The 13881-nt window shown below is 25.3% G+C and carries 13 protein-coding genes, 15 tRNA genes and 1 pseudogene; 2 read left to right on the forward strand and 27 right to left on the reverse strand.

Annotated elements, in window-relative coordinates; translation table 11 throughout:
• Nucleotides 1–4: 4 nt before the first annotated feature.
• Complete coding sequence (gene thiI / locus G534_RS0101465) at nucleotides 5–1180, reverse strand: tRNA uracil 4-sulfurtransferase ThiI (protein WP_027347546.1); 1176 nt, start codon at nucleotides 1178–1180, stop codon at nucleotides 5–7.
• Nucleotides 1177–2274 (reverse strand): cysteine desulfurase family protein, encoded by a 1098-nt coding sequence (locus G534_RS0101470; RefSeq protein WP_027347547.1) that lies wholly within the window; start codon nucleotides 2272–2274, stop codon nucleotides 1177–1179. The genes thiI and G534_RS0101470 overlap by 4 nt, the downstream gene beginning before the upstream one ends.
• A 62-nt stretch (nucleotides 2275–2336) precedes the next feature.
• On the opposite strand from G534_RS0101470, the gene G534_RS0101475 reads away from it, so the two are divergent.
• Nucleotides 2337–3251, forward strand: coding sequence for a ribonuclease H-like domain-containing protein (locus G534_RS0101475; protein ID WP_027347548.1), 915 nt, complete (start codon nucleotides 2337–2339; stop codon nucleotides 3249–3251).
• Nucleotides 3252–3413: 162 nt separating this feature from the next.
• On the opposite strand, the gene G534_RS0101480 is transcribed toward G534_RS0101475, so the two are convergent.
• Together G534_RS0101480 and G534_RS0101485 are read right to left on the reverse strand one after the other, a co-directional pair.
• On the reverse strand, nucleotides 3414–4037 hold the full coding sequence (locus G534_RS0101480) for a hypothetical protein (protein WP_027347549.1): 624 nt from the start codon (nucleotides 4035–4037) through the stop codon (nucleotides 3414–3416).
• A gap of 134 nt (nucleotides 4038–4171) precedes the next feature.
• A complete protein-coding gene (locus G534_RS0101485; RefSeq protein ID WP_027347550.1) occupies nucleotides 4172–4612 on the reverse strand; it encodes a hypothetical protein in 441 nt (146 codons plus the stop codon).
• Nucleotides 4613–4855: 243 nt separating this feature from the next.
• On the opposite strand from G534_RS0101485, the pseudogene G534_RS08915 reads away from it, so the two are divergent.
• Nucleotides 4856–5071, forward strand: a pseudogene (locus tag G534_RS08915) (tyrosine-type recombinase/integrase); the annotation flags it as partial.
• Nucleotides 5072–5153: 82 nt separating this feature from the next.
• Here the strand turns inward: G534_RS08915 and G534_RS0101495 are convergent.
• From G534_RS0101495 to G534_RS0101605, 23 genes are all read right to left on the reverse strand, one after another.
• Nucleotides 5154–5230, reverse strand: a tRNA-Ile gene (locus G534_RS0101495).
• Nucleotides 5231–5239: 9 nt separating this feature from the next.
• Nucleotides 5240–5316: transfer RNA gene (locus G534_RS0101500), tRNA-Ile, on the reverse strand.
• A 4-nt stretch (nucleotides 5317–5320) separates the two neighbouring features.
• Nucleotides 5321–5396 (reverse strand) — tRNA-Trp (locus G534_RS0101505).
• Nucleotides 5397–5409: 13 nt separating this feature from the next.
• A tRNA-Phe gene (locus G534_RS0101510) sits at nucleotides 5410–5485 on the reverse strand.
• Nucleotides 5486–5532: 47 nt separating this feature from the next.
• Nucleotides 5533–5623: transfer RNA gene (locus G534_RS0101515), tRNA-Ser, on the reverse strand.
• 4 nt (nucleotides 5624–5627) lie between these two features.
• Nucleotides 5628–5716 (reverse strand) — tRNA-Ser (locus G534_RS0101520).
• Nucleotides 5717–5722: 6 nt separating this feature from the next.
• Nucleotides 5723–5798 (reverse strand) — tRNA-Lys (locus G534_RS0101525).
• A 5-nt stretch (nucleotides 5799–5803) separates the two neighbouring features.
• Nucleotides 5804–5879: transfer RNA gene (locus G534_RS0101530), tRNA-Gln, on the reverse strand.
• 94 nt (nucleotides 5880–5973) lie between these two features.
• Nucleotides 5974–6050: transfer RNA gene (locus tag G534_RS0101535), tRNA-Arg, on the reverse strand.
• A gap of 5 nt (nucleotides 6051–6055) precedes the next feature.
• Nucleotides 6056–6129: transfer RNA gene (locus G534_RS0101540), tRNA-Gly, on the reverse strand.
• A 7-nt stretch (nucleotides 6130–6136) separates the two neighbouring features.
• A tRNA-Tyr gene (locus tag G534_RS0101545) sits at nucleotides 6137–6222 on the reverse strand.
• 4 nt (nucleotides 6223–6226) lie between these two features.
• Nucleotides 6227–6302 (reverse strand) — tRNA-Thr (locus tag G534_RS0101550).
• 20 nt (nucleotides 6303–6322) lie between these two features.
• A tRNA-Asp gene (locus G534_RS0101555) sits at nucleotides 6323–6399 on the reverse strand.
• A 17-nt stretch (nucleotides 6400–6416) separates the two neighbouring features.
• A tRNA-Val gene (locus G534_RS0101560) sits at nucleotides 6417–6492 on the reverse strand.
• A 7-nt stretch (nucleotides 6493–6499) separates the two neighbouring features.
• A tRNA-Glu gene (locus G534_RS0101565) sits at nucleotides 6500–6574 on the reverse strand.
• Nucleotides 6575–6688: 114 nt separating this feature from the next.
• Nucleotides 6689–7336 carry a DUF6382 domain-containing protein gene (locus G534_RS0101570; protein WP_027347552.1) on the reverse strand — a complete coding sequence of 216 codons (648 nt, stop codon included), beginning with the start codon at nucleotides 7334–7336 and terminating at the stop codon, nucleotides 6689–6691.
• Nucleotides 7329–8576, reverse strand: coding sequence for a WG repeat-containing protein (locus tag G534_RS0101575; protein ID WP_027347553.1), 1248 nt, complete (start codon nucleotides 8574–8576; stop codon nucleotides 7329–7331). Before G534_RS0101575 ends, G534_RS0101570 begins: the two co-directional genes overlap by 8 nt.
• Nucleotides 8573–9085, reverse strand: coding sequence for a prepilin peptidase (locus G534_RS0101580; RefSeq protein ID WP_027347554.1), 513 nt, complete (start codon nucleotides 9083–9085; stop codon nucleotides 8573–8575). Before G534_RS0101580 ends, G534_RS0101575 begins: the two co-directional genes overlap by 4 nt.
• Nucleotides 9078–10103, reverse strand: a complete 1026-nt coding sequence (locus tag G534_RS0101585) for a hypothetical protein (RefSeq protein ID WP_027347555.1) — start codon at nucleotides 10101–10103, stop codon at nucleotides 9078–9080. The genes G534_RS0101580 and G534_RS0101585 overlap by 8 nt, the downstream gene beginning before the upstream one ends.
• Nucleotides 10084–10542, reverse strand: a complete 459-nt coding sequence (locus G534_RS0101590) for a hypothetical protein (RefSeq protein WP_027347556.1) — start codon at nucleotides 10540–10542, stop codon at nucleotides 10084–10086. Before G534_RS0101590 ends, G534_RS0101585 begins: the two co-directional genes overlap by 20 nt.
• A complete protein-coding gene (locus tag G534_RS0101595) occupies nucleotides 10542–13184 on the reverse strand; it encodes a DUF5702 domain-containing protein (RefSeq protein ID WP_027347557.1) in 2643 nt (880 codons plus the stop codon). The genes G534_RS0101590 and G534_RS0101595 overlap by 1 nt, the downstream gene beginning before the upstream one ends.
• A complete protein-coding gene (locus tag G534_RS0101600) occupies nucleotides 13181–13696 on the reverse strand; it encodes a hypothetical protein (protein WP_027347558.1) in 516 nt (171 codons plus the stop codon). The genes G534_RS0101595 and G534_RS0101600 overlap by 4 nt, the downstream gene beginning before the upstream one ends.
• Nucleotides 13677–13880, reverse strand: a complete 204-nt coding sequence (locus tag G534_RS0101605; protein WP_034595839.1) for a Flp1 family type IVb pilin — start codon at nucleotides 13878–13880, stop codon at nucleotides 13677–13679. Before G534_RS0101605 ends, G534_RS0101600 begins: the two co-directional genes overlap by 20 nt.
• Between the last annotated feature and the right edge of the window lies 1 nt (nucleotide 13881).

Raw genomic sequence — 13881 nt, forward strand, 5'->3', positions numbered from 1 at the left:
ACTTCTATTCATCATCTACATTTATCTTTATAACTTCTAATGTAGTCAATGCATCCTCTACTAAAGCATCTATATCTAATTTTTCTTCTTCTTTTAGAATATCGTAAATTCTAGGTTTTGTTGCTGGTCTATCAGGTGCAAAAAATGAACAACAGTCATCATATGGTTGTATTGAAATATCATATGTGTCTATCCATTTTGCTTTATCAATTATATCAACCTTATCCATATTTATTAATGGCCTTAAAATAGGAAGATTTGTTGCCGCATTTACAACCGATATAGATTGAATTGTTTGACTTGCAACCTGTCCCAATGCTTCTCCAGTTACAAAACCATCATATCTATGTTTTTTAGCAATTTCTTCACCTATTCTCATCATAAATCTTCTAGCTATAACTGTAGTATATCTTGCCCTACATTTTTTATTAATCTCTGTATAAATGTTTAATAAATTTATTTGATAATATTCAATTTCTCCAATATAAATAGAAAGTTGTCTCGCTAAATCTTTTGCTTTTTCTTGAGCTCTCTCAGATGTAAATGGATATGAATGGAAATGTATAGCTCCTATTTCAACACCACGTGATGCTATTTCAAATCCAGCTACTGGAGAATCTATACCTCCTGATAATAATAGCAATGCTTTTCCACCAGTTCCTATAGGCAATCCACCAATCGTCTTAATTTTATCCATATACACATATGCTTTTTGACGGATATCTACATGTATTTCTTTTTGTGGATTCTTTACATCTACACTAAAATTATCGAAATTACGTAGAACTATTCCTCCTACCTTTGCAGCAATTTGCATAGAATTTAATTCAAAAGACTTATCCGCTCTATTCGCAATCGCCTTAAAACTTACATTTTCTTCTATATTTTCATTGTTTATTAATTCAATAATCCCATTTTGAATATCTTCAAAATTCTTTTCAACCTGAATAGATGGATATACATAAGATAATCCGAATACCATTCTTGTCTTTTCTATAATCGCATCAAAATCTTCTTTATTAACTTCTATAAATAACTTTCCATGATCTAGGAAATATTCTCCTATTTCAAAGTTTTCAATCGCTTTCAATATTTGTTTTATAGAATCATTTATGAATTTTTTTCTATTTTTTCCTTTTAACATGAGCTCACCAAAGCTCACTCCTAGCATCCATCTCATTTTATTATCCTTCTTATTGTTTCTATTCGTTCTTGTAATTTTTCTAAAAACTCTTTCGCTTCTTCTAATGTATTATCTTTAGATAGTGACACTCTTATACAGCCATTTTTATATTTCTCTTCTACATTTATAGATTCTATAACTCTACTTTTTTCACCTTTATTACAAGCAGATCCAGTAGAAATATATATTTCATCCATTTCTAAATAATGAAGTAAAATTTCTGCTCCAATCTTTTCTACACAGAAATTCAATATATATGGACTAGAATTTTCTTTTGGAGAATTTATAATTATTCCATTTAATTTTGAAATTTCTTCTCTTAAATAATTATTTATTTCTGATACTTTATTAAAATTATTATCAAGAGTTGAAGCTTTTGCAAATCCTAAGATTGCCTGAACATTTTCAGTACCAGAAAAAAGTCCTTTTTCCTGTCCTCCACCAAAATAAAGTTTATTAAATTTGTTTATATCTTTAATATACAAAGCTGCTATACCTTTTGGACCATGTATTTTATGTGAAGAAACTGTGTAAAAGTCAATATTATTCAAACTAATTTCAATTTTATTTAAGGCTTGAACTCCATCACTATGAAATAATACATTTGGATTTTTTTCTTTAGATATTTTTGCTAAATGATTGATATCATTTATACTTCCTAGTTCATTATTAACATGAATTATAGATACTAAAACAGTATTTTCATCGATTTTATTTAGTAAATCTTCTTTATCAACAAATCCATATTTATCAATCTTTATATATCTTACTTCGGCCACAGTGTTTAAACTTGCTTGATGCATACTACTATGTTCCGCTTCTGTAATTAAAATATTTTTACCTGATATATCAAAGGAATGGATTATTGAATTATTCGCTATCGTTCCACTCGGTACAAAATACAAATTTTTAGAGCTAATATTCATTTTTTTAGATATAGTTTTTCTAGCCTTATCAATTTCTTTTTCAGCAACTAAACCCAGTCTGTGAAGTGATGATGGATTTCCAAATACTTCGTCATATCCTCTAATCATTTCTTCTTTTACAACTTTATCGATTTTAGTTGTTGAGGCATTATCAAAATATATCATTTTAATCCTCCTTTATGATAATATAATACATGTAATTATATCAAATTAAGAAAGGTTCTACCATGATAAAATTAAATGATTATATTAAAAATTCAAATATTTTTAGTAAAAAATATATTGTTCTAGATATTGAAACATCTGGTGTATCTAGAATTCATTCAAAAGTTCTTGTTGCTGGTATTTTATTTTCAGATGGTAAATTCATACAATATGCCATAACTGATGAAAATGAAGAAAAAGAACTTCTAGAAGAGATTTCTCAAATACTCAATGATCAATATATAATTACTTTTAATGGAGATATATTTGATATCCCATTTATAAAATCTAGAATGGAATTTCATGGACTCGATCCTTTCATTGAGCAATCAAGTTTTGATATTAGAAAGTATTTAATCAAAAATAAATATATTACTGATATAAATAGCTTTTCTCTCAAGGAAGTTGAAAATTATCATGAAATTAAGAGATTTGAAGATTTTGAATTGGATTCTGATATAGATTTTTATACTTTTGAAGAATTCAAAAATGATAAATTTGAAAAAATATTACTTCATAACAAATATGATGTAATAAACACTAATGCACTACTCGATCTAGTAAATAAAATAGAAGAAAGTAAAAATATTTATCTAAATGAAAGAACTATTAAAATCGATTCAATATTCCATGAAAAAAATATTTTAGAAATAAAAGGAAATATTATCCCAGAGATAATGGATTATTTTATAGAAGGACATAATTATAGTCTTTATATTAATAATTCCTCATTTAAATTAAGACTTCACATAATTGAAGGATTTTTAGCAGACAATATTATGGGATTTGTTCATATAATTAATTATGAATCTAATTTTGTAGATACATCACCTTACAATTTAAGAAAAGATTTAATTCCTATATTTGATAATAGATATTATTTAGAAAATATTAAAAATTTAGTATTGAATATTTTTAAAAATATTATAAATAATTAAATTATAAATCAACAAAAAAATGCCCCTAATTAATTTATCTTTGAACTGACCTAAAAAGTTGACTAAAAAACAACTTTTTGGGTTCACTTTATCTTCATAGGGGAATTTTTTTATTCATTTTATAAAATCTAATTTAACAAAAATTAATTTTTTTATTGTAAACTATTTCAAATATTCTGCAAATTTTTCACTTAACACCAAAATTTCTGGCACTGACATCGTCTCACTCTTAAATACAATATAGTATGAGTTTTCATTATTCCAAAGTACATGGAGTTCTGCAGAATATGGATTATTATTTATATTCTCTAAAAGAACATCTCCATATGGTTTCATATTTAGAACTTTCAAATTTGGATAATCCTTTTTTATAGTATTTACAAAATCCGCATTACTTATTTTTTTATCAAAACATTTAATCTCTATACTGTAAGGATATGCTGTATTTTGGAATTTATGTGTTGCTTCACCTTTAAATATAGATGTTATAGACTTATCATTAATTGTATATTCTAAACCATTTAATTCCTTTGTAGAACTATTTTCAACATCAAATTGTTCTAAAATGAATTTAGTTACATCTGGCCTAACCGTTTTGATATCTTCTGTTTGTTCGCTAGATTTATTATTATTATTTTTTAATTTTCCAAATTGCTTATCAGCTTCAGTCACCCCTTCTTGGTTATATTCACCAGTAGCTGAACTTTCAACATCAATACTTTCTTCGCTATTACAAGCAACTAATAACGCTGCAATTAAAGCTATAATAAATATTTTAATTTTCATATGCATCTCTTTCTTTTTTCATAGTATATTATATTCTATACAAAAATAATAACCATATCAATTAAAATAAAAAAATAGCATATCCAAAATATATACTATTTCATGTTTTTTTAAATCAATCTATTCCATGTGTATTAAATAATCATTTCAAATATATAATATGTTTTTTTATTAATGTCAGATGTGATAATAAGATACTTGAAATAATCATCCTTATTTTTATTTTGTTTAATAGAATCTATAATTCTTAAATTATGTATATTTATTATTTGTTTTAATTTAGCTCGACTTAAAATTTCAGATATTAATTTCGTATCCTTATCCAATTCTATAACCTTATAGCATTCAGAACATTCAATTTTATATTCTAAATTATCTGAATCTAATTTTATTATTTTTTCACCATCTCCTTGAAACCCTCTATCTGATTCATATAAAACTTCAGTAGTATAAGACGAACTAATAGTCATATCCCATGAGTTTGATATATTTATCATATTATAATTAAAACACCAAAAAATTATTACAATAAGAAATACTAATCCAAACAAAAATAACCAAAAATATTTTTTCATATTACCTCTTTACTCAAAACCATCAAGATATTGTATCTATTATTTATTTTTCTATTATTATATATAATAATTATTATATAAACAATAAGGTGACTATTAATAGTCGCCTTTTTTATGAAATTTATATCATAATTGTATTAAATTGTTTTTGTTTATCGGTATTATATGAATGAATATTTCATATAATTCATATAAACTTTAATATTTGCATCTATTTATTAAGTTAAAAAACTAAATAAAGTTTATGAAAATCTTGATATAAAAAAGATAACAATTCATGGATTAAGACATACATTTGCTTCCATTTGTTTTGAAGCAGGAATGCAAGTTAAAGAAGTGCAAGGAATTTTAGGACACTCAGATTATCAAATAACATTAAATCTTTATACTCATTTAACTAAAAAAAGAAAAGAAGAATCAATAAATAAATTTAATAATTATATCCAAAAACATTTGTAAAAATATTAAAAAAAATATTTTGAGATGAATTTGAGATGAATTTAAAAACAAAACGGCTATTTCTAGCCGTTTTGAATGCAGTTGGTGGGCCATCGGGGACTTGAACCCAGGACCTACCGGTTATGAGCCGGGTGCTCTGACCAACTGAGCTAATGGCCCGAAAAATATTGGTGGACCTGGGTGGACTCGAACCACCGACCTCACGCTTATCAGGCGTGCGCTCTAACCACCTGAGCTACAGGTCCAAATTGGCAGGGGTGAAAGGACTCGAACCCTCGACATTTGGTTTTGGAGACCAACGTTCTACCAACTGAACTACACCCCTAAAACCTAAGTTTTGGTGCCTGGAGCCGGAATTGAACCAGCGACACACGGAGCTTCAGTCCGTTGCTCTACCTGCTGAGCTATCCAGGCTTAAACTTTTTACACCCACATCATGTAAAAAAAATAGAAGTCCTTAATGGCGGAGAAAGAGGGATTTGAACCCTCGCGTCCCGTTAAGGACCTACTCCCTTAGCAGGGGAGCCTCTTCAGCCACTTGAGTACTTCTCCATTGTGGCGGAGGAGGTGGGATTCGAACCCACGTGCGCTTTCACGCTAACGGTTTTCAAGACCGCCCCGTTATGGCCACTTCGGTACCCCTCCGTAATATGGTGATCCATCGGAGGTTCGAACTCCGGACACCTTGGTTAAAAGCCAAGTGCTCTGCCGACTGAGCTAATGGATCATATTTGGCTGGGGTAATAGGACTCGAACCTATGAATGCAAGAGTCAAAGTCTTGTGCCTTACCGACTTGGCTATACCCCAAAGATAGTGAACCTAAGATTATGCTAACCTATGGCACAAGGTTTAGAGATTATTCCCTATCCAGCTGAACTATAGGTACACATTATCAAAAAAATGGTGAACCTAAGAGGATTCGAACCTCTGGCACACGGCTTAGAAGGCCGTTGCTCTATCCAGCTGAGCTATAGGTCCACGTGTGGAGCGGGTGAAGGGAGTCGAACCCTCGCAACCAGCTTGGAAGGCTGGGGCTCTACCACTGAGCTACACCCGCAATAGTTTGGTGGAGGAGAGTGGATTTGAACCACTGAAAGAAAATCTAACGGATTTACAGTCCGTCCCCTTTGGCCAACTCGGGAACTCCTCCATTTTGGAGCTGGTGAGAGGAATTGAACCCCCAACCTATTGATTACAAATCAATTGCTCTGCCTATTGAGCTACACCAGCAAGTATAGTATATTGAAATATGGCGACCCGGAAGGGACTCGAACCCTCGACCTCCAGCGTGACAGGCTGGCATTCTAACCAACTGAACTACCGGGCCACTCAAATAAATATATATGGTGGGCGTTATAGGACTTGAACCTATGACCCCCTGCTTGTAAGGCAGATGCTCTCCCAACTGAGCTAAACGCCCATATATATGGTGACCCTACCGGGATTCGAACCCGGGTTACCGCCGTGAAAGGGCGATGTCTTAACCACTTGACCATAGGGCCACTAACGTGACTATTTTATTATATAAAAAAATTTTATCTTTGTCAAATTTTTTTTGTACCTAAGTCGCATTCATTTTCGATACCAATTTATAATACATAATTTTTTTCCTTTTGTCAAATTTTTTTTCTATTATTTTTAGGAAACCTGAAAAACGCGTCTAAATCATTCTCTTCTACTATTTTCTCATCCTTTTTATTAAGTTTTTCTTTTATTAAATTTAAAATATTTTTACTTCTTTTATTGTTTTTAATAGTATTATTTTTTTTATCATCATTTTTATAGTCTATATTTTCATTAATTATTTTTTTTAAAACAATTAATTCATAATCTTCATTTACTAATTCATTTTTTAATCTTATTAATCGCATATCAAAATCTTCTTCATCTATTTTATAATTTCTAAAAATATCATAAATTAAATCTCTTATGTTTCTATCATCTTTCATATACGGATTAATTAATAATAAAATTTTATTTTCTTGTACAAATATTTTATCTAAATCATAATAAATATAGCCTTCATCAATCATATATTTGTTTATTGCTTCCACACAATTAAATATTTGATTAAATAATTTCAATAAATCTTTCGAATTTATTAAACCTTTCAATTTATCTTTTAGAGTCAATAAATTACTATCATCTATAATCAAATTATTTTCTTTTATAATAAATGGAACTATTACATCAATATTATTGTTACTAATCATTTTTGTAATAAATTTATTTTCTTCGTTTTTATCAATTTTTATTTTAATCATTAATATACCTCAGTAGTTTTATCATTTCATATCCATTTGATGTTTTCATAAAACTTATTCCATTTTTATTGAAAGGAAATATTTCATCAATAATTTTATATTCAATACCTTCTTCATCAATAATATAATTTTTCCCATTTAATTTAACGATGCCTCTATTTAACGAAAATGATTTTGCTTCATTATATTTAAAATCAATTATATTATTAAATTCTTGATCAATATATCCCCATTTATTTTTCTTTACTGCAATATACTCACCATAAGAAAAATCTATATCATCATATTTTTCAGAAAATTTATTATTTTTTATATCGTAAATTATATATTTCTTATCCTTAAAAATTATTTTGTCATCATAGATTGCATTATTAAATTCATCTATTTTTACATCTTTAAATTCAATTTCTTTAATTATATTAAATTTATTATCTATTAACTTCCATTTATCATTAAAAATTAAAGCTTTGCCATTTGAAAAATTTGTCGCTTTAGAATAGATATCGCTTTGTCTTTCACCAGCTCTATTTACAAAATACATACCTTTAGAATCTTCTTTAATAAGATGATTCTCATAAAAGGGTTTAAAATTCCCCTTAAGATTAGATTTTATAATTCCTGAAGTTTTGTAAATTTTTGTACAATCATTATCTATAGCAGTATAATAATCTTCCCAAATTCCAGAAATAATATCATGTTTTTCAAGATTCAAATTTCTTCCATTTTTGTTAACAATCATCCATTTATTATCTTTTTTCACTATAAAATCATTAAAAATAGGAGAGTATTTTATATCTTCATATGATTTTCCAATAGATATAAACTTATTAAAAGTATTTTTTGAATATTCTTTATTTACTTCTTCATTTACTTTGTCTAAATAATTATTAAAATTTCTATAATCATTTTGTTCTAAATATATTTTCAAAATATCTGATTGAATTTTATTTATATAATCAGATTCAAAACTTATATTTTCTAATTCTTTTACAGCTTCATTTATATTAAAATTTTTCAAATAAGCATTTATTATCTTTTTATTCACTTGATTGTTCTCTACCATTTCTATTGACTTTCTATAATTTAATATCGCTTCATCATATACTTCTGATTCAAAGAATTTATCCCCTGTCTCTTCATATTTTTTAGCTCTTTCATTTATGTCATGCTCTTTGTAGATAGATAAAACTAGTATTAAACTCGCAATTATTATTAATGTATAATTAAAAAAGTTTTTCATATTAAAACTCCTATTAAAATATATGAAATTGTTATAAATGGAACCATTGGAATTCTTTTTATATCAATTTTTTTTAATATTATAAATATTGAAGATATAAATAAAATTACAGATAAAATAAATAAAAATAGAATAAAAACTTCACCACCTAGATAAAGTAAAATTGATATTAATAGCTTGATATCTCCCATTCCTATTGAATTTTTAAAATAAGAAAAAAAGAATAAAAATAATATAATAGTAAAAGAAATAATTAAATCAATACCTATATTATATTTAGATGTAATCACAGCTACAATTAATATTGAAAAGCTTATAAAATTTGGTATAGTATAGGTTTTAATATCAATAATTGACGCTATCATGAGTATAGATAAGACCAAGTGACAATCTAGATAAAAGAAGTTTAAACTTATTACATTAATAAATAATAAAAATAATAATATGGATTCTGCATAAATATATTTTTCATTTTTCATATATTTATAAAATAAAATTGTATTAATCAATAAACGCATCCTCCATAAATTTAAATTCTATATTTCCAATTTCTTTCAATCTAGAATAATCAAATTCTAAATCTCTAGATTCATTAGGCATCACAATAACAAGTTTTAATATAGGCTTTGTAAGATTTATAGTTTTTCCATTATTTAGACTTATACGATTTTTAACTTTATTTAAATTTGCAGTCATCTCTTTATGATAAATCTCTAATTGTTTGTAAAAATAGTCTTTAATAACTTTATTATCTGAATAAGACTTATCAAAAATATTTAATGAAAAAATATGACTAATTGTATTTGTTTCAGGATTATATAAATCTAGTCCTATACCTCTTTCAATAATCATTTCACCATTATTTCTTAATTTTTCAGCGAAATATCTTCCTCTTTCAAAATTTGATTTTTGCCAAATAGAATCTATTTTTTGTTTATATCTATTTATCCATGTATCTATTTCTACATATTGAATAATATTATTTTTAAAATTAAAAATATTATATTTATCTAAATTTATAGGATATTCAATTTTTATTGAAATTTTATTTCCATCTTCAAATAAATTTAGTTCACTTATTTTTATATCATCAATAGAGTTCAATATTCCTATTTTTTCGTTATTTGAGCCATTAATATTGTATATTTTACTTGCGAAGATATTTTTTACTAATTTCTTATATGCTTCCTTACTCATAATATTCATCGAATCTGTCGAAAGTTGCTTTTTTAGCGAATCAAATAAGTCATTTATATTAAAATCTTCAGATATTTCTTTTAAAATTATATCTTTGTAATTGTCAAATTTAACTTCTTGAGTAGCTAAATCATCGGTTGAATTTAATCTATCAACAATTAATGAATATGAAGATAAATCTAAAACCGTTTCATAAAGAGCTTTTTTAGTTATAGACTCTGTCATAAGGTTTAATGCTACTGTATTCACTATATAATATGAAATAACAAATATAAAAAGTACTAGACTTGCTTCGATTGTAATAAACGCACTATTTAAATGTCTTTTCATATAAAAGTCCTATATCGCTATCTTTTGTTCCAATAATAATATAAATTAATTCTTCATTATTTTTGATAATTTTACCTTTAGAAATATTATATTTATCTTCTTTATTTGAAAGTGTAAATTCATCATTATATATCTCAAATCTATAATCGTTTGTTAATCTAAAATGTTTTGGATTATAAAAATTAATATCATTAATTATTTTATTTTTTAAATTATCAGTATCATCAAATTTATTTATTAATATAAAATCATCATAGTTAGTATAGTAATAACCATATTGTCCATATTTTTCAGTCCAATTTTTATCTATATCTATATATTTATTTAGAATTTCATAATCCCCATCAAATCTTATATTTTCTTCTTTCTTTGAGCAAGAAATCAATAATATACAGGAAATTAACAATATAAAATAAAGAATTATTAATCTATTCCTCATTAATAACCTCCAGATATTTTTTCGCTTATTTTATCTAATTTAATGTACTTACTTAAAATTGAAACATCTATTTCTGTATCAATCTTAATCTTAATATTTGAAATAATTTTTGTAATATTAAAATCAGGATTTTTTTTCTTCATTTCATAGTCCATTACAAAAATCATTCTATTTAAAACACTTTCTTTATCTGTGTTTATTCTAAAAAAACTTACCAAAGTTAAATAATCTTTATAATTAAATGAAAGTCCACTATTACTTCCTTTAGAATTAATTTCTCTGCCTCCAATATCAGCAGTATATTGATCTATAATACTATTAATTTTAATTTTGCTATCCGTTTTCTTTTCTGAAATATAATTATGAATTTTTGAATTGAAAGAATTTGTAATACTATCAGTTTTTTTAGTAACCATTACCTCAACTTTTCCTACCAAATCCTTGAAAAACGACTCAAAATTAACTTCATTTATATCATTCAATTTGGATATAATATTCCCCTTAATATAGTTAAATACATCTAGTTTAATATTCTTCATAGTGTCCGAACTCAATAAAATATTATTTTCAATAGAATTAAAACTTTCATTTATTTGTGATTTTAAATCTTCTATAGGACTATTAATATTATTTGCAATTATACTCTGTATTGGATTTATCATTTCAGAAATAATAGTTTGTGCTACTCCATCAATTGTTTGTTTAGTAAATTCATTTAATTTATTATTTAAATATTCCACACCTTGATTTGAATATTTTTCTATATCATCATAAATATTATCTATTGTGTTACTAGTAATTTCTTTCAAACCCTTATTTGCTAAATTTGAAAGTCCACCAATGGAAACTTGCCATGTAGACTTATTTTTATAAGCTTCTACATATTCATTTTTATTGATAGTATTAACATCTATTGCAGATTCTGAAATGCTCATCATTCCTAAAATTACCGTCCTTAATATCGGAACACCAAAACCAGTCCAGCCAGCTATAGCCGAAGCAACCAATGTCGCTTCCCTATTAAGATCAGAATTCGTGTATGCATATATTGAGTTTAGAAGTAACCTTATAGCAAATATCGAATTTTCCACACTTGATACATTTGATTTTAGTTTTTGATTACCAAAAAGTATATATTCCATTTGAGAATAAAATTCATCATTACCTTCTAGTTTATTATTAAAATTATCTACCAAATACATAGAAATATATAAATTTTCAAGCAAATTCGTATCATTATAATTTATTATATTATTTGACTTATTTATTAAATCTTTATATTTTTTCGATGATGAAATTGTTGCAATATTTGTAGAATTATTTTTTAAATCAGAAAAATCTTCAAGATTTATAAAATCTGATATATATCCCATTTCTTTATCATCTTTTACATCTGTATATGTATCTGAAAGATTTTCTAATTCTGATTTACTTTTCTTAGCTTCTTTTGAGGCTTTTTTATCTATTTTTTGTTTATTCGTCTTATCATTTATATACTTATATAATTTATAGTTATTTAAAGAAGGTAAATTTACTATATTTGATAAATCAAAATGTAAATCTTGATTAAATTTATTTATATCAATATTAAAAGCATCATTTTCTTTTAAAATTTTTATATTATTAGTTAATGTATTTTCATGAGAAATCATTTTATTAAGAATAGATTCAATATTTTCTTTTGTAAATTGTAATTTCATAGATTTATAATCACTTTTGAAGTTATTCTTTACATCTGAATCATCAAGTTTATTTATCTCTTTTCCCCAGTTTTCTAAAGCGTCTTCAAGTGATATAGTCTGATTATAAAAAGATTTCAGTAAAGTTATTATTTCATGGATATTTACTTGCTGAGATACTAATTTAGTTTCAAACTTTTTATTTTCCTCATTATATTTTTTGATTTTTTCTTCAATCTCTTTACTTATATCTTTTATTTTTTTATTTTCTTCATTTAATTTTTCTTTTAAGTCCTTATCAGAAGCATCTTTCAAAATCGATTTCAATTTGAGATATTCTTTTGAATCTTTAATTAATATTTCTAATCTTTTATTTAAATCTTTATATCCATTATTTATTTCTTCAAATTCAGTATCATATTTAACAAAAAGCTCAGAAATTTTATCAAAATTTACATTTATTTTAGAATACTCATTTTCATAATCAATTTTTTTATCAATTACATTTGTATAATCTTTGCTAGATTTTACTAAATCTAATAAATTCAATACTCCCTTACTTATTTGATAAGGACCATGCAAACTCATATAATCAATTATCTGCTTTTGAATATCGTCTAATTGAATATGACTTAATTCATTGTTTACACTTATCGAAGACTCTTTTAAATTTACTTTATAAAATCTACTACTATTATTTTCTAAATTGTTTTTGATTATATCGTTCACGTATTCTTCCAGATATTCTTTACTCTTATCAATCCCAAATATTCGATATCTGTCATACAAATCCCTATTATAATTTGATAGTGCTGACTCTAGAGCAATTTCATTTACCAACTTAGTATCATTTTTTGCAAATAATATCTTTGACACATCAATAGTTAATATAGCAAAAGAATTAACCGGTAAAATTATTAGTGCTAAAAATATTGAAATAAAGCCTTTTATTTTTCTTTTCATCTTATCCTGCTTAAAAATTGTTTTAATGTGTCTTGTAGACTATATACAGCTTCCTTAACTGAAAATTTCTCAACATCAATATTGTTATTCTTGAATATATCCCTTACAAAATCTACATTTCTTGCTGTATCGCTTAGTTTGTATTTTGACGAAATATATTCTTTTTCATCAATATTTGTTGCAATTTTTATATTAAAAATATTAGATTCATCATAAATATAAGCCTTATTATCAGTAAATTTTAATATCTTATTATTTAGTCCTCCCTCTTCATTCTTTATATCTTCTTTATCAATTTTAGTTATAAATTCATCTGTACTAAAATTTACTATTAAATTTCTATTAGAAGAATAAATATTTTCGATTACGATAGTTTTAGAAAAAGTAATAACTGAAATTATAAAGAGAAAAGATATAGAAAGCATAATAAATGGATAAATCAATGTGGATTCTATGATTTCAATAGATCCAGAATTATCCTTTATAAATCGATTAAAAATTGTTAATATCATTTTCAAGTCTTGTAAAAATACTTTTAAGTAAAGCTTCCATACTATCCTTAAATATTACAGCGAGTATTATCACTACAATTAATATCAAAACTATCGCTATCATATTTATTTCTCCACTCTCGTCTTTAATGAATCTTTTTAATATTAATTTTCCATGTTTAAATTTTATAAATTTTTCTAACATA

It is taken from the genome of Helcococcus sueciensis DSM 17243, from assembly GCF_000423145.1.
GTDB classification, from domain to species: Bacteria; Bacillota; Clostridia; order Tissierellales; family Peptoniphilaceae; genus Helcococcus; species Helcococcus sueciensis.